The organism is Acinetobacter sp. RF15B (genome assembly GCF_007558235.1).
Lineage (GTDB): Bacteria > Pseudomonadota > Gammaproteobacteria > Pseudomonadales > Moraxellaceae > Acinetobacter > Acinetobacter lwoffii_C.
In genome coordinates, this window is record NZ_VLSR01000009.1 from 93,981 (window position 1) to 114,703 (window position 20,723).

The 20,723-nt window shown below is 39.5% G+C and carries 19 protein-coding genes and 2 tRNA genes; 13 read left to right on the forward strand and 8 right to left on the reverse strand.

From position 1 onward, the window contains the following. Positions 1–24: 24 nt before the first annotated feature. The 6 genes from E2K74_RS08870 to E2K74_RS08895 are packed head-to-tail and all read left to right on the forward strand — an operon-like array spanning position 25 to position 11,981. Positions 25–3,300, forward strand: a complete 3,276-nt coding sequence (locus tag E2K74_RS08870; protein ID WP_151203578.1) for a helicase-related protein — start codon at positions 25–27, stop codon at positions 3,298–3,300. A 2-nt stretch (positions 3,301–3,302) separates the two neighbouring features. After that, a complete protein-coding gene (locus tag E2K74_RS08875) occupies positions 3,303–3,977 on the forward strand; it encodes a DUF4391 domain-containing protein (RefSeq protein WP_151203579.1) in 675 nt (224 codons plus the stop codon). A gap of 13 nt (positions 3,978–3,990) precedes the next feature. Then, on the forward strand, positions 3,991–6,009 hold the full coding sequence (locus E2K74_RS08880) for an RNA-binding domain-containing protein (protein ID WP_151203581.1): 2,019 nt from the start codon (positions 3,991–3,993) through the stop codon (positions 6,007–6,009). A gap of 9 nt (positions 6,010–6,018) precedes the next feature. Further along, the gene (locus E2K74_RS08885; RefSeq protein WP_151203583.1) at positions 6,019–7,824 is read left to right on the forward strand and encodes a site-specific DNA-methyltransferase; all 1,806 of its coding nucleotides are present in this window, start codon (positions 6,019–6,021) and stop codon (positions 7,822–7,824) included. A 12-nt stretch (positions 7,825–7,836) separates the two neighbouring features. Beyond that, positions 7,837–11,007 (forward strand): type III restriction-modification system endonuclease, encoded by a 3,171-nt coding sequence (locus E2K74_RS08890; protein WP_151203585.1) that lies wholly within the window; start codon positions 7,837–7,839, stop codon positions 11,005–11,007. Between the two features lie 50 nt (positions 11,008–11,057). Further along, positions 11,058–11,981 carry a hypothetical protein gene (locus tag E2K74_RS08895; RefSeq protein WP_151203587.1) on the forward strand — a complete coding sequence of 308 codons (924 nt, stop codon included), beginning with the start codon at positions 11,058–11,060 and terminating at the stop codon, positions 11,979–11,981. A 377-nt stretch (positions 11,982–12,358) separates the two neighbouring features. On the opposite strand, the gene E2K74_RS08900 is transcribed toward E2K74_RS08895, so the two are convergent. The 5 genes from E2K74_RS08900 to E2K74_RS08920 form a co-directional block, all read right to left on the reverse strand. Beyond that, positions 12,359–13,105: an ATP-binding protein gene (locus E2K74_RS08900; protein WP_151203589.1), complete on the reverse strand. Its 747-nt coding sequence runs from the start codon at positions 13,103–13,105 to the stop codon at positions 12,359–12,361. 10 nt (positions 13,106–13,115) lie between these two features. Continuing rightward, a complete protein-coding gene (locus E2K74_RS08905) occupies positions 13,116–13,688 on the reverse strand; it encodes a DUF1376 domain-containing protein (protein ID WP_151203591.1) in 573 nt (190 codons plus the stop codon). A 65-nt stretch (positions 13,689–13,753) separates the two neighbouring features. Next, complete coding sequence (locus tag E2K74_RS08910; protein ID WP_151203593.1) at positions 13,754–14,005, reverse strand: hypothetical protein; 252 nt, start codon at positions 14,003–14,005, stop codon at positions 13,754–13,756. Beyond that, the gene (locus tag E2K74_RS08915; protein ID WP_151203595.1) at positions 13,995–15,179 is read right to left on the reverse strand and encodes a site-specific integrase; all 1,185 of its coding nucleotides are present in this window, start codon (positions 15,177–15,179) and stop codon (positions 13,995–13,997) included. Before E2K74_RS08915 ends, E2K74_RS08910 begins: the two co-directional genes overlap by 11 nt. A gap of 19 nt (positions 15,180–15,198) precedes the next feature. Beyond that, positions 15,199–15,408 carry a hypothetical protein gene (locus tag E2K74_RS08920; protein WP_000122748.1) on the reverse strand — a complete coding sequence of 70 codons (210 nt, stop codon included), beginning with the start codon at positions 15,406–15,408 and terminating at the stop codon, positions 15,199–15,201. Between the two features lie 115 nt (positions 15,409–15,523). Between E2K74_RS08920 and E2K74_RS08925 the strand changes: the two genes are divergently transcribed. After that, on the forward strand, positions 15,524–15,751 hold the full coding sequence (locus E2K74_RS08925) for a helix-turn-helix domain-containing protein (RefSeq protein WP_151203597.1): 228 nt from the start codon (positions 15,524–15,526) through the stop codon (positions 15,749–15,751). A 325-nt stretch (positions 15,752–16,076) separates the two neighbouring features. On the opposite strand, the gene E2K74_RS08930 is transcribed toward E2K74_RS08925, so the two are convergent. Together E2K74_RS08930 and E2K74_RS08935 are read right to left on the reverse strand one after the other, a co-directional pair. Continuing rightward, positions 16,077–16,152 (reverse strand) — tRNA-Gly (locus tag E2K74_RS08930). Between the two features lie 46 nt (positions 16,153–16,198). After that, positions 16,199–16,274, reverse strand: a tRNA-Gly gene (locus tag E2K74_RS08935). A gap of 230 nt (positions 16,275–16,504) precedes the next feature. Between E2K74_RS08935 and E2K74_RS08940 the strand changes: the two genes are divergently transcribed. The 5 genes from E2K74_RS08940 to E2K74_RS08960 all read left to right on the forward strand — a co-directional run bounded on the left by E2K74_RS08940 (position 16,505) and on the right by E2K74_RS08960 (position 19,309). Next, positions 16,505–16,813 carry a BolA family protein gene (locus tag E2K74_RS08940; RefSeq protein WP_151203599.1) on the forward strand — a complete coding sequence of 103 codons (309 nt, stop codon included), beginning with the start codon at positions 16,505–16,507 and terminating at the stop codon, positions 16,811–16,813. A 9-nt stretch (positions 16,814–16,822) separates the two neighbouring features. After that, positions 16,823–17,215: a SirB2 family protein gene (locus tag E2K74_RS08945; RefSeq protein WP_151207229.1), complete on the forward strand. Its 393-nt coding sequence runs from the start codon at positions 16,823–16,825 to the stop codon at positions 17,213–17,215. A 66-nt stretch (positions 17,216–17,281) separates the two neighbouring features. Next, a complete protein-coding gene (locus E2K74_RS08950) occupies positions 17,282–18,118 on the forward strand; it encodes a ParA family protein (protein ID WP_151207231.1) in 837 nt (278 codons plus the stop codon). Positions 18,119–18,131: 13 nt separating this feature from the next. Continuing rightward, complete coding sequence (locus E2K74_RS08955) at positions 18,132–18,524, forward strand: hypothetical protein (RefSeq protein WP_151207232.1); 393 nt, start codon at positions 18,132–18,134, stop codon at positions 18,522–18,524. Between the two features lie 191 nt (positions 18,525–18,715). Then, on the forward strand, positions 18,716–19,309 hold the full coding sequence (locus E2K74_RS08960; protein WP_151207234.1) for a LysE family translocator: 594 nt from the start codon (positions 18,716–18,718) through the stop codon (positions 19,307–19,309). 16 nt (positions 19,310–19,325) lie between these two features. Here E2K74_RS08960 and E2K74_RS08965 read toward each other — a convergent pair whose 3' ends face one another. Then, entirely contained in the window at positions 19,326–19,964 is a 639-nt protein-coding gene (locus tag E2K74_RS08965) for a DedA family protein (protein WP_151207236.1), read from the reverse strand. Between the two features lie 273 nt (positions 19,965–20,237). Between E2K74_RS08965 and E2K74_RS08970 the strand changes: the two genes are divergently transcribed. Continuing rightward, positions 20,238–20,600, forward strand: a complete 363-nt coding sequence (locus E2K74_RS08970) for a NirD/YgiW/YdeI family stress tolerance protein (RefSeq protein WP_151207238.1) — start codon at positions 20,238–20,240, stop codon at positions 20,598–20,600. Positions 20,601–20,723 lie beyond the last annotated feature (123 nt).

Consider the following 20,723-nt stretch of genomic DNA (forward strand, 5'->3'; position numbering starts at 1 on the left):
TGTCTTAATTACTGCATTTGACAAATGAAACTCATTGATAACATCAACAGCACATTAGGTTCAGATATTGGGGGAAATCTCAGTAGAAAGTCCAGATTAAAGATCGCTGCTTCCTATTTCTCCATCTATGCTTACGCTGCTTTAAAAAAAGAATTAGAAAAGATCGAAGAACTGCAATTTGTTTTTACGTCACCAACCTTTGTTGCAGATAATGTGACGGACAAACTGAAGAAAGAGAGACGTGAATTTGTCATTCCTAAACAAGATCGTGAAAGCAGTCTTTATGGCACAGAATTTGAAATTCACTTGAAAAATCAGTTATCACAAAAGGCAATTGCTAAAGAGTGTGCAGATTGGATACGACGAAAAGCAACATTTAAATCGAATAACAGCAATGCACCAATGCAGGAATTCATCAGTATTCAGAAACCTGAGCAATCCTTAACCTATATGCCAATTCAGGGGTTTACCCCTATGGGACTCGGCTTTGAAAAAGGTAATGCTATTTCCAATATGGTGAACTGCTTTGATGAGCAGCCGATGGTGCAAACCTATATTCAGCTGTTCAATCAAATTTGGAATGACCCCTCAAAAGTTGAAGATGTCACTAGTGAAATTATTCGACACATTGAGTCTGTCTATCAGGAAAATCCACCTGAACGCATTTACTTCTTAATGCTTTACAACATCTTCAAAGACTTCCTCGAAGATATCAATGCAGATGTGATGCCTAATGATCTCACAGGTTATCAGGATACCTTGGTATGGAATAAGCTGTTCAATTTCCAAAAAGATGCAGCCGTAGGCATTATCAATAAACTTGAAACCTACAATGGCTGTATCTTGGCGGATAGTGTTGGTTTGGGTAAGACCTTTACCGCATTGGCTGTGATCAAATACTACGAATTACGAAACAAGAGCGTTCTGGTTTTATGCCCTAAGAAATTGGGGGCGAACTGGACGAACTATAACGCCAATTTAGTTACGAACATCTTTGCTAAAGACCGTTTTAGCTACGATGTGCTGTATCACACAGACCTCTCTCGTAAAGGTGGTGAAACCCTAGGCATAGATTTGGCGAGAATCAATTGGGGTAACTATGATTTGGTTGTCATTGATGAATCGCATAACTTCCGTAACCGTGGCACGTTTAAGGATCGAGAAACACGTTATGACCGCTTAATGAATCAAGTGATTCGTCAGGGCGTGAAAACCAAAGTGTTAATGTTATCTGCTACGCCAGTAAATAATCACTTTACTGACCTTAAGAATCAGCTCGCCCTTGCTTATGAGGGAAATGCAGGGTTATTGGAAAATAAGCTCGATACTGAACGTGATATCGAAACCATATTCCGTAGAGCACAGGCCAGCTTTAATGCCTGGGCAAAACTAGATCCTGCCCAACGGACAACTCAAGAAATTCTTAACCTTCTGGATTTCGATTTCTTTAAGCTGTTGGATAGCGTAACAATTGCTCGTTCAAGAAAACACATTCAAACTTTCTATGACACCAAAGATATTGGACAGTTCCCTCAACGACTCAAGCCGATTTCATTCCGTTGTGCATTATCAACCGATCAGGATAGTGTTTCTCTGAATCAAATTTATGCAGATCTGTCCTTAATCAAGATGTCAGTCTATGCACCAGTCAGTTATATCTTTCCAAGTGCCTTAAGAAAATATGAAGAGATTTTTGATACTCGTGTAGAAGGCAAAGGTAAATTAAGACAGGTAGACCGTGAAAAAAGTTTACAGGCCTTAATGACGGTCAACTTGCTGAAACGCCTAGAAAGTTCTGTCCATGCGTTTAGACTGACGCTCAACGTTTTAAAGAAAAATATTGAAAATGCACTCGCTAAAATTGCGGACTTTGAAGCTCGTCAGGCGGATGATGAAGTCAGTATTTCACCAGACTTTGGCTACGATGAAGATGAGAATGGCGAATTGCTTAATACTGAAGACCTCATTGGCAATAAGCTCAAAATTCATTTGGCTGATATGGATCTGTTGAGCTGGAAAACGGATCTAGACGGTGACTACCACATTATTCTCGGTTTACTGCGAATGATTCAGCCAATTAATGCTGAAAAGGATGCCAAACTACAGCATCTTAAAGCACATGTTGTTGAGAAAATTCAGAACCCAATTAATGCCAATAACCGTAAAGTCATCATATTTACTGCCTTTGCGGATACAGCGAATTATATCTATGAGCATATTGCTCCGATTTTGCTAGAAACCTACGGTCTGCACAGTGCCAAAGTGATCGGTAGTGATAATACTTCAACGATTAAGACCAGAGTGGGAAGTCGTCAAAGTTATGATATGCAGGGCTTACTGACTCTATTCTCTCCACAATCAAAGCAAAAAGCAGACATATTCCCTGAAGAGTCCAGAGAAATTGATGTGCTCATTGCAACCGACTGTATTTCTGAAGGACAAAACTTACAGGACTGTGATTATTTGATTAATTTCGATATTCACTGGAATCCTGTACGCATCATTCAACGCTTTGGGCGTGTGGATCGTATTGGCTCATCAAATAGCGTCATTCAGCTCGTTAATTACTGGCCTGATATCAGTCTGGATGAATATATTAACTTGCGAGAACGCGTCGAGAATCGCATGGTGATCGTCGATATGACCAGTACGGGAGATGATAACGTCCTCAGTGCTCAAGCCAATGATATTGCCTATCGTCGTGAACAATTACAAAAGCTACAAACTGAAGTACTAGACTTGGAAGATGCCAATACAGGGGTTTCTATTACCGATTTAGGTCTAAATGACTTCCGTATGGATTTGCTTGGCTATATGGAAGAGCATCCTGAATTGGAGCGATTACCGAATGGATTGCATACCGTTGTCCCTGCACAGCCAGAACTCGGTTTAAATGCAGGAGTTATTTTTACCCTAAGAGCACGACATCCTGAGTCACCTAACAGCCAAAGCAACCGCCTATATCCATATTACTTAGTTTATATTAATCAAGGCGGTGAAGTCGTTTATGACTATACCCAAGCCAAATATTTATTGGATGTAGCACGTAAAGCATGTCGAGGAAAAGATCATCCGATTCCTGAAGCATATGAAAAGTTTAATGAGAAAACCAATGATGGACAAGATATGAGCCAATATTCAGAATTGTTGGATATTGTAATTCATACCATTCAGGACGTAAAAGCTGAGAAGGATATTGATAGCTTGTTTTCAGGCTTGACTACATCGGCGTTGGTAGATGTGGTTTCTGGATTAAATGACTTTGAGCTTATTAGTTTTATTGTGATTGAAGAATCTTGATCATGAAGTTATATAAATTTCCACCCCAGGCTAAAGTGGATCTGTTAATTCCGAAAAATAAGTTTTATGAGCAAGGGAAAGCCAATGCCAAGCTCGAACAACTATTTGTTGATCAAGTGGCAAATATACGGTGGGCTTACAAGTTGGCTTCATCTACAATCCACCTCCAAGATCAGGAAGATTTGAAGGAAATTCAAATCTTTCGAGTGAAAAGTCGGGTTGAAGATTTAGATATGTCAATTCTATCTTTCATTGATAAGCTCATTCTCACTCCAATTGTTTTTGAAGTTGTTTATCAAGATAAAGTGAAGGTTGTTGCAACCTATAAACGGTTGAATCAAGCAGATAAAAGCAAAGCTGTGATAGGTCAATATTATGCTTCTGAATGGCTAGAGGATCATGATCGTATAGAACTACCTTTTTATTTAAACTTGGCTGATCTATATGAACATTTCATTGCTCAAATCTTGCCAATTGCATCAAGTAAAGACTTAGAAAACGATGATGAGTCCGTTTCTATTGAACTTCAACTGCAAAAAGCTCAACAACTTGAAAGCTTGCAAAAGCAGCTTGCTCAGTTGCAATCCAAGTTGAGAAATGAAAGGCAATTTAATCGTAGAGTTGAGTTGAATAAACAATTGCAAAATTTGCAATTACAGATAAGCCGTATTCATTAATGGTTGATATAAAATGATAAATTCCATTATTCAGCAGTTAGAGCAATTGATCGCAGGAGATTTTTCCCTTCTACAGGAAAGCGTAGATATTGAGTGCAAATTAGCTATTGGTCATGATGGAAAAGGTGGGTTACCAAAAAGCCTTTGGGAAACATACAGTGCTTTTGCAAATACGGATGGTGGCATCATTATTTTAGGTGCCAAAGAGTTAAAAAATGGCACATTTGAAGCACGTGGTATAGAAAATCTTATTCAGATCAAAGCAGATTTATTTAATACGCTGAATAATCCTGCAAAGATTAATAAAAACTTGTTAACCGATCAGTTTGTTCGAGAATGGCAAGTTGATGGTAAATGTTTGCTAGTGATTGCTGTGCCTAGAGCATCACGAAAGCAGCAGCCAATTTATTTAAATAATAATCCACTCAATAATACTTATGTTCGTCAGAATGAGGGTGACTATAAACTTGATGATGAACATGTCAAACGCATGTTGGCTGAACAAGCACATGATGGTCGAGATGATGAGATTCTTCCGAATTTTGGGTTAGATGATTTAGCGATAGAGTCATTAAGGTCTTATCGACAACGCTATAGCAATTTAAATCCTAATGCTGAATTAAATGATTTGGTTGATATAGAGTTTTTACGTCGTATCGGGGCTTATGGGATTAACCGTGAAACAGGCGCGCGCGGTCTAACCAAAGCGGGATTATTGATGTTTGGAATGCAGCATACAATAGCTGAGGTATTCCCAAACTACATGGTGGACTATCAAGAACGACCTCATGCGCAAACAGAAGCGCGTTGGGTTGATCGAGTTGTGCCTGACGGTTCTTGGAGCGGGAACTTATACGACTTTTACCGTAAGGTTTATAATAAACTTATACAAGATTTAAAAATTCCGTTTGAGCTTAAAGATGGAGTGCGTCAAGAAGATACACCAGTTCATATTGCATTACGTGAAGCTTTGGTAAATTGTATTGTACATGCGGATTATACAGATCGAGCTTCGGTCCTTATTGTAAAACGTCCCGATATGTTTGGTTTCCGAAATCCTGGACTGATGCGGATTCCACTAGAGCATGCACTAAAAGGTAGTGAATCCGACTGCCGTAATCGAAGGCTACATCAAATATTTAGACTTATTAATGTCGGTGAGCAGGCAGGTTCAGGAATTCCAAAAATCCTATCTGGGTGGCATTCTCAGCATTGGATTCCACCTTATTTACATGAGAAGCGACAACCCAATAATCAAACCCTTCTCGAAATGACCATGGTTGATTTATTTCCATCTGACACCATGCAGCAATTGACGCAACAATTTGGCTCAAGTTTTACTGAGCTCACGCAAAATGAGCGCGCTGCCCTTGCCATTGCCAAACTTGAAGGCACTGTAACACATGCACGTTTACAAACTGTTGTGACAGGACATTCCGTTGATATCACTCGTGATTTACAACATCTTGTTAAACTTGGCTTTCTAAATACGAGTGGTGGTCGTGGTTCTGTATATACCTTGGCTGGGGTAGATATTGTTCAGCCAGATGATATTTTTAATGAACAAAATAAAGAAATAAGTGATTCTAGCTTAGGTTCTAACGAAGCGAGCTTAGGTTCTAACGACGCTAGCTTAGGTCTTAAAGAGTCGAGCTCTATACCTAATGGATCATATAGAGATGAGATGGGGCGCTTGTGTAGCGATCGTTTGGACTTTCCAATTATTGATAATTTAATGGAATTATCTGAGGATTTTAGGGAAAGTCTTTATGTTTTGGCGAATGAAGCGAGAATAAAGCAGCGTCTTTCTTTCGAAGTCATGCAGCACATAATTTTGCGACTTTGTAGTGAGCATTTTTTTACCATATCTGCTTTAGGTGAATTGCTGAATCGTAAGGCTGAACCTTTAAGAAAGCGTTATCTATCCCCAATGGTAAAAGCCAACCAGCTTTGTCTTGCATTTCCAACGACACCGACGCATGAAAAGCAAGCATACCGTACCAATACCGAATTAAATCATTCAGAAAATTAAGAGTTATCTATGTCAGACCAGTTAAAAATGCACTCACCCAATCTTGTGGATGCAAACATCGAAAAAATTTCAGCACTATTCCCAAACTGCATTACCGAAACCAAAGATGAAAATGGTGAGCTGAAAAAAGCCGTTGATTTTGACTTGCTTAAACAAGAACTTTCACAAGTTTTGGTTGAAGGTGAGCAGGAACGCTATCATCTTGATTGGGTCGGTAAAAAAGAAGCCATTTTAACGGCTAATGCACCAATTGCGAAAACCTTGCGCCCATGTCGTGAAGAAAGCGTTAATTTTGATAAGACAGAAAACTTGTTTATCGAAGGTGATAACCTCGAAGCACTAAAACTTCTCCAAGAGAATTATTTGGGTAAGGTCAAAATGATCTACATTGACCCACCATACAACACGGGTAATGATTTTATTTATAAAGATAATTTTGCAATTAATAGAGATCTATACAAATTACAAGCCAATGAAATAGATCAAGAAGGTAATAAATTCTTTACAAATTCTGATAGTAACGGAAGATTCCATTCTGATTGGTTATCAGATATTTATCCAAAGCTACGTTTATCAAAAAATCTTTTAGCAGATGACGGATTTATCATTGTATCGATTGGAGAGCGTGAATTAAGTAACATGCTCAAAATGCTGAGTGAAGTATTTGGAGAAAAAAATCAACTCGGAATTTTTACATGGAAATCAAGAAGCAAACCTACTAATGCCGGTAATTCAAAATATAGAGCTCAAAAAGTTGCTGAATATGTAATTGTCTATTCTATGACTAACCCAGAAGAAGTTATTTTAAATTTAAGCTCGTCAAAAAGTAGAACTTATCCTCATACGGATACAGATGGTAGAAAATACAGGACTACAACAATTCTGACTTCGAATAGAGGATCATTCAGACGTGAAACCATGAGATTTGAAAGTAATGGTTATTTACCTGAAGAAGAGTATCGTTGGAAAGCTGGAAAAGAAACGATTGAAAATTTATTTGCAGACAATCAAATAATCTTTAATGAAGATGGATATCCAGTTTTAAAAAAATATGAAGATGATGAATATGACCCTCTCTATCCAGTATATACCTATTTAGATACTGATTTAACTGGTACTGCTGAGAATGGAAAATCAGAATTAAATTTTCTTGTTGGAAATCAACATGGTTTTGATACTGTAAAACCAATTAATTTGATGAAATATTTAATTCAAACATTTTCAAATGAAGGGGATTTAATTTTAGATTTATATGCAGGTTCTGGTACAACAGCTCAAGCTATCGTTGAAATAAACAAGGAAATAGACTCTAATAATGAAAGAAAATTTATTTTAATCCAAATTGCCCATGAAGGTATAGAAAATATCTTTCATAAAAGAATTTTGGGGTTAAAGAATAAATATAATTTAACTTGTGGGTATAGATTCTTAAAAATTGACTCAACCAATATGAAGGATGTGTATTACACACCTGACGCTTTAAGACAAGCTGATATGCTGGATTTAGCTTCAAATATTAAAGAAGACCGTACATCTGAAGATCTGTTATTCCAAGTCATGTTGGATTGGGGGCTTGAACTTTCTTTACCGATTGAACGTAAAACTATTGCAGGAAAAGAAGTCTTTTACGTTGCAGGCAATAGCCTTGTAGCTTGTTTTGATGATTTGACTTTCGATGTAGTTGATGAAGTTGCTAAAGATCGTCCTTTACGCTTCGTATCAGCAGAAAAGGCCATTCGTCTAGACCATGATAAAACCAATATCAAAGAACGCTTTAAACAGCTCTCTCCTGATACCGAAGTCAAGTTTCTTTAAGAAGGTTAGATAATGGAAATCCGTTTTAAAACTCTTGATTATCAGAAAGATTCTGTACAAGCGATTGTGGATTGCTTTAAAGGACAACCACGTTCTGAAGGTCATCGTTACATGATTGACCAAGGTGCAGCTAAAGTGAAAAAAGCAACTGCACAGGTTGATATGCTTGAAGAAACCTTGGACTTAGAAGGTGGTAAGGCTAAAAAAGTTATTGCCGATGTTGGTTTTGAGAATGCTCATATTTTTGATCTGCAAGCTGTATTGAAAAACATTCAGGAAGTACAAGCAGCAGGTGGATTACAACGATCATCGCAATTGATCACGGATGACAATGGCAAAGGTAAAAACCTGACTAAAAGCCCATTAAACCTTGATATTGAAATGGAAACAGGTACAGGTAAGACCTATTGTTATATCCGTACCATGTTTGAACTGCATAAGCAGTATGGCTGGTCGAAATTTATTGTGGTCGTACCAAGCATTGCCATTCGTGAGGGCGTTTATAAAAGCCTAAATATGATGGCAGATCACTTTCAAGAACAGTACGGCAAAAAGGCGCGTTTCTTTATCTATGCTTCAAAAGCACTGCACCATTTAGAAAGTTTTAGTTCTAATGGTGGCATTAATGTCATGGTCATTAACGTTCAAGCCTTTAATGCGACAGGTAAAGATAACCGTCGGATCTATGACGAATTGGATGAATTCCAATCCCGTCGTCCAATTGATGTGATCAGCCGTAACCGTCCAATTTTAATATTGGATGAGCCTCAAAAGATGGGGGCAGATAAAACACTAGAGTCTTTATCAAACTTCAACCCCTTATTCATTTTGCGCTATTCAGCTACGCATAAGCGCAACTATAACCTTGTTTACCGTTTGGATGCCTTGGATGCCTATAACCAAAAACTGGTGAAAAAAATCACCGTGAAAGGTGTGGAAGTACAAGGCTTAACGGGTACACATGGCTATTTATACTTACAAGACATCATTGTATCTAAATCTGCACCTGTCGCGCGTTTAGAAATCGAAATTAAAACCCAAAATGGCTTTAAGCGTGAAGTGAGAAAGGTCAGTAAAGGCAATAATCTTTATGATATTTCCAATAAAGCTGAACAATATAATGATAGATATGTAGTCAGAGATATTGATGCTCGAGATAATTCCATTACTTTTGTAAATGGAATCAAAATTCATGTTGGTGAAGCATTGGGACATGTTGATGAAAAGATCATGCGAACCATTCAGATCCGTGAAACGATTCGTGCACACATTCAAAAAGAACGTCAGTTATACAATCAGGGTATTAAAGTTCTGAGTCTTTTCTTCATTGATGAAGTAGCAAAATATCGTCAATATGATGAGGATAATAATCCTGTAGATGGGGAATATATTCAAATTTTTAAAGAACAGTACCAGCAGGTACTCAATGAAGTTCTGGATCTAAACTTAGAAAATGACCCATATTTTGACTATCTGAAAGCAATTGAGGTAGACCGCACTCACAACGGTTATTTCTCAATTGATAAGAAATCAAAACGTCTTGCCAATCCAGCAATTGATAAGAAAGCTGAAGAAGCTCAGATATCCAATGATACAGACGCTTATGACCTGATTTTAAAAGATAAAGAACGCCTACTTTCCTTTGAAGAGCCAACTCGTTTTATTTTCTCTCACTCAGCGTTACGAGAAGGTTGGGATAACCCGAACGTCTTTGTGATTTGTACTTTAAAGCATTCAGATAATGTGATTTCTCGTCGCCAAGAAGTTGGCCGTGGTATGCGCCTTGCAGTGAATAAATTTGGCGAACGTATGGATGCCAACCATTTCCAAGGGGCCTTAGGAGAAATTCATAAACTGAATAATCTCACAGTTGTTACCAATGAAAGTTACAAAGAGTTTGTGTCGAATCTACAATCAGAAATCTTAAATACGATTCAAAATCGTCCGACACAAGCGACTCCTGATTACTTTAAAGGGAAAATTTTTAAGTTATCCGATGGATCTAGTGTTGAAGTAACTGAATTGATGGCAAAGCAGATTAATAAGCATCTGTCTAAGCATGATTATATAGATGACAATGATCAGTTAACGTCAAAGTATCACGAAGCGAAAGAGCAAGGTACGCTTGCTGAATTGCCTGAAAATTTAGTGGCTTATTCTGAGCAAATTCACAAGCTGATTGATGGGCTGTTTGATCCAAAAGCTTTGGAGGGTATGACTGATAATGGCAATAAGAAGCTAACCAATACGATCAACCAAACCAATTTAGAACGAAAAGAATTCCAGGCTTTATGGTCTCGTATTAACCGTAAAGCAGTTTATCAAATTCATCTAGATTCTGAAAAACTCATTGAGCAAAGCATTAGTGCTGTTGAACGTACTGCTGTTGAGCGCAACAACAAATTTGTGGAAACGTTGAGTTATAAACTTGCAGAAGCGACACAGAATGATGAATCCACCTATGAGCAAGTCAAAGCCAAAGAAATGTTTGGGAAGGTGACTTCAAAAACTGAAGTGGCGAATATTTTTATTCAGTCTCAAGTGACCTATGACCTGATTGGCAATATTGCTGATGATACGAATCTCACTCGTAAAACGGTTGCTCGTATCTTACAGGGAATTAACGCTGCGGTATTTGCGCAGTTTAAGTCGAATCCAGAAGCTTTCATTCGTGAAATGAGTCGTATCATCAACGAACAGCAAGCCAAAATGGTCATTCAAGGACTGAAATATAACCCTTTAGATAGTACTTATCCTGACAATGAAATCTTTGTGAGTAATGAAAATATTCCATTACAGGCGTATAAGGCAGAGCGTCATATATGGGATTACGTAGTCACCGATTCTGATAATGAGCGTAAATTTGTTGAGGAGCTGGATGGTGCAGATGAGGTGGTCGTCTACGCTAAACTTCCTGATCGTTTCCAGATTCCTACGCCTTTTGGTAGCTATAACCCTGACTGGGCAATTGCTTTCAATAAGGATAAAGTACGCCAAATCTATTTCGTTGCAGAAACTAAAGGCTCAATGCTAGACAGTGACCTAAGGGAAAAAGAGAAACGTAAAATTGACAGTGCTAAAAAGTTCTTCGCTACTTTAAATCAAGAAAATCAATCATTGGAGGATGTAGTTCATTATTCGGTGATTGATAGTTTTGGTAGTTTGATGAAATTAGTGAAATAAGCAATCGAAAGTCTATGACTACGTCATAGACTTTCTTTTACGAGGAAATTATGGGCTTTTTTGATATGTTGTTTTCTGGCATTGGGTCTTTATTCAGTGCAGCAGTGAGCGTAGTTTCTGAAGTCGTTTCTACAGTCAAAACCTATTTCACTGCAAAAGAAATCGTAGCAAAAACTGTCTACGATGAGCGAGACAAAAAACAAGATCAAATACATGAGCTTAATCAAGAAATTCAATTTTTGCGTAGAAAATTAAATGAATCAGGACGTATTACTGAACAACAACGTAAAAGGCTGTATGAGCTTGATGAGGAAAGAAATTTTTTAAAACAAGGCATTAAAAGTGATAGTCAAATTATTGCTGCTGATAGATTCCAACAGAATGAAAATAATATTCATAAAGTTGATATTGATCTAGAAACAACCCATGTCCTTCAATGGAATGCTTTTGCAGATACCATGGCAAAGGCATGCCCTAGATGTCAAAGACCTATGAAATTACAGTGGGCACGTAATTTAGTTCATGTTAATCCACAAGATTTCTATTGGGGATGTACAGGTTGGTATTTTAATAATAAACAGGTTCGTTTATGTGAATATCGTGAAAATTTATCTCAACAAGACTTAGCATTAATGACAGATACATCCGCACCTGAATTTAGTCTTTCAGCTCAAGACTTCAATATTATTCTTCAGGATCATCGTACGTCTGAAAGTATTATAGAGCGTATGGATGATTTACAGTCTGATCTAAGGAGTAAAAAGCAAGGTGTTAACATTGTTTGTTGCCCAATGCATGCTGAACCGATGGTTTTACAAAAGAAAAAGAATGGAGTTGGGCTATTAGATCAATATTATTTACGTTGTCCTCATTGGGCACCTAATGATCAAGGCTGTCCCTATACAGAGAAGCTAAAATCAGGTTCACAATTGGCAGCTTTATTAAAGCATCAAACTGGTACAGGAATACTTTAAATTTTATAATGTGTCCAAGTAAAGTAAGAATTGATGTTCTACTTCAAATAAGAATATCTGTCCATTAAAATAAGAATACGCACCACCAGAATTCAAGGAAATAAATGGCTTGAAATTGGGGTAGTTCATAATAAAAATTGGTAAAAAATATTATGTAATTCATCCATTTTAGTCAAAAAATATGTACAAGAATTACTTGGAGTAGATAGCAATTCGGATGAAATTGAGTTTTTGAGCTCATTTGAAATATTGCATACACCACAAAATGTATTTTGACCGTAAGCGTCCGCTGAACCCACTTTTCGAGCCTGTAAATAATTTTTTTAATAAAAAAGCCAATTATCTCGGAAGATAATTGGCTTGAGCAAAAAGTTTGGCTATCTGCTTATTCGTCGATCATCCCAATAACACGGTACTACAATCAAATTGTTTTCATGTAATCGTGACCATAATCGGACACCTAAATCCCGCTGCATATTTTGGACTGTGAAATTGGAAATCAGCAGGGTAGATTTCATATTGTCATAACGACTATATAAGACCTTATGCACCATCTCCAGGCGTTTTTCATGCCGGTCATGCAGGCCATATTCATCAATCACCAATAAATCAAAACTGGAGAAATGATCGATGACTTCTTTCTCAGAGCGTGAAGTATCTGACCAGGTATCCATCATTTTTTGAGCAATTTCTGCACTGGTATAGTAGCGTGCAGATTTTGTACTGTTATGCAGAATGTTGCGAATAATTGATGCACTCAGATGGGTTTTACCTGTACCCGGTGTACCAATCATCAACATGTTCGGGTTGTGATCAGAAATAATTTGCTGTGCAAAGGCCTGGCATAGCTTGATGGTATTATCTTGTGCAGGGCATGCAACTACATAATTCTTGAAGCCACGATCCAGGTAGCGTTTATTGAGCCCTGAATTTTTAATTTTCTGTTGTAGCAATCGCTGTTGCAGTTCATCCTCATAGGCTGCATGTGAGTGATGGACGGTTTCTTTGGCACACAATTTACAGAGCCTATGACCAGCAATTTCCATCAGGGGTATATGGTGGGTAGGGCAAAGTGTTTTCGTTGATTCTGCGTCAAACTGAAGCATTCTAGGCATAGTATTCATTAGAACCTCCTCAAATCCATTTGGAGTTTTCTGCAAAATCCTCATTTTTTTCTTCAAAATTTGAAGATGAAGATGAAGATGAAGATGAAGATGAAGATGAAGATGAAGATGAAGATGAAGATGAAGATGAAGGGCATGATTCAAGCATGACTTGAGTAATACTCGGGCTCTTCTCAGGAGCTGCTTGAGCATTTACTTTTCGTTGCTTGGTTGATGCTTGAGCATTACTTGCGGATTTTCCCCAACGTGCTTGAGCTGCGTTTTTAGCTTTATCAGATTTCATTTGCTGATTTTGCAATGCCTGGCTTTTTAAACTGGTTAAAAAGTTTGAATGAATCTGCTCAGATTCGATTTCAAACAATTCCAGGGCCATTAGCGTATTCAACAAAGTTTTAGCCTTGGTATGTTGCGATAATTTTGTGATGCTACATACAGTAGCTAGGTCATGAGGAATGGCACCATTTTTCCAGAAATCCATCATTAACAGTAGGGTGGCACCAATTTGTTCTGCCGTCATTCGTGCAAATTTTGCCTGTAGGTCGCCAATATAGAGTGGCATCCAAATTGAAATATCTTTATGCATGTGTTCACCTTTTTATAGGTATAGAGGGGCTAAGGTCATCGATTGGATGACCTTCTATGTTGGTTTTATTGGTGGGCGAGACTCATTAACCGGAGACGGGCCTGTTGGGCCAAGTCATCGTAATGGGCTTGCCCTTCATCCAGCATTCGTTGTAACCAGAGTCTTAATACTTGGTGATCATCGAAGCACTTATTGATTTCCAGCAAAAAGGCCAGATTGTGCAGTTTGGGAATGTGGAGCTCATGGATTAATTCACGAGCGACCATATCTGCTTCTGGGCTAACGACTACGCCGCCAAAGAAAGCTTTACTGTTCATGGGCAAGCTCCTCTGTATTCAGTCTCTCCAGCATGGCTTCAAAAGCACTACCATCGCGGCGCGTAACATTAGGGATGTAACGGCTATAGACCCGGAATAGCATTTCAGTCGTTGAATGTCCCAGCTGGCGTGCAATCCATTCTGGGTTCTCGCCTGCCGACAGCCAGAGTGTTGCTGCGGTATGACGTGTTTGATAGGCTCTTCTAGGCTTCAATCCTAGAAAGCGCAAGATCGGATGCCAGACACGTTTATTCACCAGACGGTAATCGAGAGGTCCACCGTCACGATTGCAGAATACAAACTCTGATTTGCCATTATTTAAGCTTTTCTGTTGGAGAAAGGCTTGGTAAACGTGGTCATTCATCTGGATCGTGCGGTCAGAACCATAAGTTTTGGTTCCACCAAGCACACCATTCACTAACGCTTCTCTGATATGGATTTCACGACGTTGTAAGTCGATATTTTTCCATTGCAGACCATCGATTTCACTGGTACGCATACCCGTAAAAAAGCGAATGGTGTAATAGGGACGGAAGTCTTCACGCACTGTGGTAAGAATTTTATGCACCTCTTCCAGAGAAAAAGGTGTGACTTCAATCTTGCTTTCCTTCAGATTGTTAATATTTTTATAAGGCGACTCAAACTCGTATCGTTCAGCCGCATCATTGAGTATCATACGTAAAGGCGTCATGATTTGATTGATTCTCGATGCTTTCAGACTTGTCTGATCTTTTCCGTGAGTCACTTTGGCGAGGGAAGCACGGAAGTTCAGCAAGTCTGACTTCTTGATTTTTGAGAGAACCTGATTACCAAAAGCAGGAATCAAATAATTTTTAATAATAATTGAAACCTTGTGTTGATAGGATATTCTCCACTCAATCTGTTTCTGTTTAAACCACAGTGCAGTAAACTCTTTAAAAAGAGGTACTTTGGTTTGTACAGCGATTTGCTGACTTCTTTTTTCCTTAAACTCCTCGACACGGTTACTTTTTGGGAAGTACTTTTCGTATTCAAAAGTTCCCAAAGTAATTTCCGCCTCTAGCTGCTCGAGACGTTTTTTTAAAATGCGACGATTATAGGCATTGTCTTCAAGACTGGTTGTTTCTCTGCAACGAATGCCCATGTAGCGAAAATCGGCAATCAGTTTGCCACTTCGTTCCCGGATGGTAGCCATCAGTTAAACCTCCTAAGCCTTATTGCAGGGCATCCATGCTTAAACCAGTGAATTTAAGCATTTCAGTTTCAATACGTTCCCAAACAAAAAGAATTTTGCGACCACCAAAAGGACGGATGTAGTGAACACCTTCAATAAAGACACTGTCCTTCAGCTGGTTGCGAATAGTACGAGCGTCGTACTGGATTTTTTCAGCCAGTTGCTGGGCTGTGAGATAGGTATATGACATAATTGTATTCCTAGCGTAATTCATAGGATGTAATGAATTTTTCATCCTTAGACCTAAAATAACCTCAAATTTAATTAAATGCAATTAAATTTTCATTGTATTAGAGGAAAAATTAATGGTTACTTGTAAGCTGCCAATATTGTTGGCTGAAAGAAAAATGCGTGTAGCTGACTTAATTCGTGGCACAGGCATTAATAAGACAACTTTGCATAAGCTTTATAATGGCGAATTGACTCGAATTGATTTGGAGACCATCGATCGAATTTGTGATTATTTGGATGTACAGGTAGGGGATTTATTTGTTTTTGAAAAAGACAATAAAGAACAATCTGTTAGTAAGTAGTTTGGTCACAAATGGTCACATCAAAAAGTGAAATGGTCACAAATTATTGATCATTTGGTAAAAAATATCTTGTTTGGAAGAGAACAGGGTGATTTTTTGCCTTCAAAAAAGCTCTGAAAGTGGTGATCGATTGAGGACATTTAAGATCAATTGAGACCATTTTTTTTGTTGTGGGCACGCCATGGTCACATCTTGGTCACAAAATACGAATCACATTAAGAATATTTTTTATTGAATCGAATAACAAAGGAAGGAGAGTTTTTAAAAAATATAATAAAATCAACAATAAAAAAGCCCCAATCATTCGATCAGGGCTTTTTGAATCTGGAGCGGGAAACGAGACTCGAACTCGCGACCCCAACCTTGGCAAGGTTGTGCTCTACCAACTGAGCTATTCCCGCATAGGCGATCAATTTTTTACTACAAAAAAATGAACAAAAAAGAATTTGGAGCGGGAAAGGAGGCTCGAACTCCCGACCCCAACCTTGGCAAGGTTGTGCTCTACCAACTGAGCTATTCCCGCATGCCGTGTATAATACAGCATGAAAAATCAGGGTCAATCACTTTATGAAAAATCTTATATCAATTGCATAAAATAAAAGCAATATTAGGGCTATAAGCAGATGGGTGTACAAAAGTTATGCCAATTTTAATGAAAATTGGCCACAATCAAATGATTAGAGGTAAATCGTTCACCGAAATAGAGTAGAGAACAAGGTATACTGGAGACAGATTATCAATGGGAGTCAGGCCATGAGCTTAGAACAACAACTGAAAGACCGTTTGGCACAATTGTCACCAAGTTATCTGGAAGTCGTCAATGAATCTTCGGGTCATGGGGGGTATTTTCCAGGTAAAGAATCGCATTTTAAGGCAGTCATTGTCAGTGAAGCGTTTGCTGGCCTGCGTGCGGTACAGCGTCATCAGAAAGTCTATGCTGCAGCGGGAGACTTGTTGGCTAAAGACAAGATCCATGCTTTAGCCATCCACGCTTTTCTACCTGAGGAATGGAAAGAACAAGATACCTCAAGTCCAGCCTGTGCACATGCACCCAAACACTAAGAGCGTATTATGGACACTCAACTTTTAGTTAAAATAATTCATATGTCTGTTGCAGGCGTGGCCCTAGTGGCCATCCTTGTACGTGCGCTCACCTTGTTTGCGGGTACACAGGGAAATTTACCTAATCCAGTGGCACAGAAATTTTTAGTGGCCTTACAGCATTTGTCCATGACCATCATTGCGATAACGGGCGTAATTGCGCTGGTCCTTAAAGACTTTGATGTGCAGCCCTGGTTCTATGCCAAAATCGTTCTGTTTCTGGTTTTGCTTTCATCTTTGGGGAAAGCGTATAAAAAAGATGATTCAATCTTATTGGTGCAGCGTCGAGCAGGTCTACTCATCGCAGTGGTTTCTTTGCTTGCGATTATCGGATTGGTGATTAGCAAACCAACGTTTGGTTAAAAAAATGAATTAATTAACCGCAATGTCATCTCAGTGAAATAAATACAAAAATGAAAAGAGGTTCTTATGCGTACACGTGTGATATTTAATCAAAAAGGTGGGGTGGGCAAGTCCAGTATTGCAGTGAATCTGGCTGCAATCAGTGCGCACCGGGGGCTGAAAACACTGCTGATTGATCTGGACCCCCAAGCCAACTCCAGTCAATATTTACTGGGCGATGATGCCACCTATTCACATGATAAACCTGCATTAGAACCCAATATTGAGAACTTTTTTGCAGATGTACTCGGTCAGCAGCAAAGCAAGGGACTGCTTGGCAATGCGATAGGCTCTATTTTAAAGACCCGCGCCAAAGGGCTGGAAAGTTATGTGCATCAATCGCCTTTCAAGCATCTGGATATCATTCCCGCCAGCCCGAATTTGGGTGCTTTGGCGCATGGACTGGAAGCTAAACATAAAATCTACAAGCTACGTGATGCTCTGCAGACTCTGGCCGGTCAGTATGATCGGGTCTTTATTGATACGCCGCCAGCTTTTAACTTCTTTACCCTGTCTGCCCTGATTGCAGCAGATCGGGTTCTGATTCCGTTTGACTGCGATGTATTTTCCAAGCGTGCTCTGCATACTTTAATTGAAAATATCATCGAAACTCAGGATGATCATAATGCCGGTCTGGAAATTGAAGGGATTGTGGTCAATCAGTTTCAGGCGCAGGCAAAACTGCCACGCGAAGTCGTGCAGCAGCTCAAAGATGAGGGACTGCCTGTACTGAACAGTATGTTGCCGCCTTCTATTATGATGAAAGAATCCCATCAAAAAAATCAGCCATTGATTCATCTCGCTACTGAGCATAAATTGACTCAGGCCTATCAATCATTGTTCAATGAGATTGAGCAGAACTAAGATCGAGCTAACTATGAAACTTGTGAAACTAAGTCTGGGCCTTGGCATGTTGGTGCTGCTAAATGCCTGTGCAAGTACTATCAAGCCGACCTATGTCTCACCGACCCATTATCAGGCACTTAGCTGTCAGCAGTTACAGAGCGAATATAACCGGATTCAGCAGTATATTAATAATGGTGTGGAAGTACCTAAACGTACTGGAGTCGGGGTGGGAGTAGGTTTAGGTGGCGGCTGGGGCAGTCGGGGTGGCTGGGGCATTGGTCCAAGCGTATCCGTCAATATGGGGCAATCTTCCAATACCAAACGTACTGAAACGGCACGACTATTGGGTGAACAGGAAGCCATTGTTCAAGCAGCACGCTATAAAAACTGTCCGATGATTGCCCGGAAAGCTGTGGCGTCTTAACTATCTTTGTAATAATCAAAAATGCTGGCTTTAGGCTGGCATTTTTTATATCGGCACTGTGATATGCTAGAAAAATAAAAATATTTTGATGAAAAAATGACTCATCAGCATAAAAAATAAAAATTTGTGCGCTTGTTCTCGGGCTTTAAGATTGGTTAAGGTACGGCCTGAATTGAAGAGTTGCTCTGCCTATGATTGAAAACTGGTTGTTTGTGCTAGCCATTTTAGCGGTCCTGATGATTCCTGGGCCAGCCAATGCAATGGTCGCCAGCTCGGCCTATCAGCATGGCCCATTAAAAACCAGCCTTTATATCCCGGCGATTCTGGTCGGCTATCTGTATGCCATTAATGCCTGGGCCTTACTGATTCATTTGTTCTCCCCAATCTGGCCCGGTTTTAGAGGGGTGGTGCATGTCTTGAGCTTGATCTGGGTAGGCTGGATGACCTTTCATTTATATCAGGCCCAACAATTACAGCAGTATAACAAGGGCCATCCACATGTACATCCTTGGAAAATGTTTAGAATAACCTTAAAAAATCCCAAAGCAGCGCTATTGGCTGCGGGGATTTTACCCACAGCAACCTGGCAAAGTCCGGTCAATTTTCTGCTAGTATTTTCAGCATTTATAGCGGTCGCAGTGCCGGTCACTTTTTTCTGGATATACTTCGGACAGGCATTACTTGCAAATCAGCTTAAACGCATCAGCAACAAGCTAATCTATAAGATCACCTTATTGCTGCTTTTACTGTGCCTGATTCCTGTATGGATCAAGCTTTGGGATTAATTCTAAGAAAAAAGATTTAAGCCGGTTTGCTTTTTTTCAGCTTCTGCTGGATAAAGCCGACTATGCCCGGCATCACACTCAGAATAATGATACCGAAAATCAGATAGGTGAAGTTGTCTTTAATAATCGGCATATTGCCAAACATATAGCCTAAAATCACAAAAGAGCTGATCCAGAGCAGAGCGCCCACCACGTTATACGTCAGGAAGTACTTATAGTTCATGCTGCCAGCACCGGCCACAAAGGGTGCAAAGGTGCGGGCAAACGGTACAAAGCGCGCAAATATAATGGTTTTACCACCATGTTTTTCAAAGAACTTTTGTGTATAGGTTAAATGCTGTTTATTAATAAAACGTGATTCAATCTCGAACACCCGTGGACCAATATATTTACCAATATGATAATTCAGGGTGTCACCCAAGACTGCCGCAGCAAACAAGAGCGGAATCAGCACCCACGGGTCCATCGCACCGGTTGAAGCCGCTAGAGCACCCGCAGCAAATAACAAGCTGTCGCCTGGCAGGAAGGGCATGACCACCAGACCGGTTTCCACAAAGATAATCAGGAAAAGAATGGCATAAATCCAGATCCCGTAATTGGTGATAAATTCAAGCAGATGGTCATCCACATGCAAGATAAAATCAATCAGTTCCATGAGCCGAGTACAAGCAAAAGTGTGCTGAAATCCTAACAGTGATCACCATTAAAGTCAGTAATAAAAGTCGACTATTTTGCTGCTGGTGGTTTGGCTCAGGGGCTGATCCGGCCTGCTGCAAACTCATGACTGTCACACCATCGCCCGGTTTTTATGGCTATGGTTTTAAAACAGATGACAGGGGCTAATGTGGCTGTTACATAATCGCTGCGGAGCAGATGGTAACTTTCTGCTTAGATGGTAGCTTAATGATACTGCAAGGAAAGGTTGAGTATGAAGCAATATATTCTAGCAACACTGGTAGTGGCAGCAGCAAGTCCGACCCTTCAGGCCAAGTCCGATCAGGCGCTGATGGCAGAAGCCCAAAAGAATGTGGTCAGCATTGCCCAAGCGCATAAAATGAAAGATGAAACAGGCGTGACGGTAGTGGGCCAGATTATAAAGCAGCGCTCGACAGACAGTGATGAATTTGAGCTGAAAGATCGAAGCGGCAGCATCATGATTGATGTCGATGATGATGACTGGAAAGTGTTAAAACTCAAAGCAGGTGATCGAGTAAAAGTCTGGGGTGAGGTTGATACTCATCGTTATAAACCGACCGATATTGATGTCATCAAGATTGAACGGGTGAAATAACCCCGGTTCTTATTTTTAAACAGGTGAGGCTGCAATGGGCTCTCCTGTTTTTAAGCCCGAGCCTGGCTTGGCAATTGTTTAAAAACAGCTCAAACATAATTTAACTGTTTAATCTTGATCCTG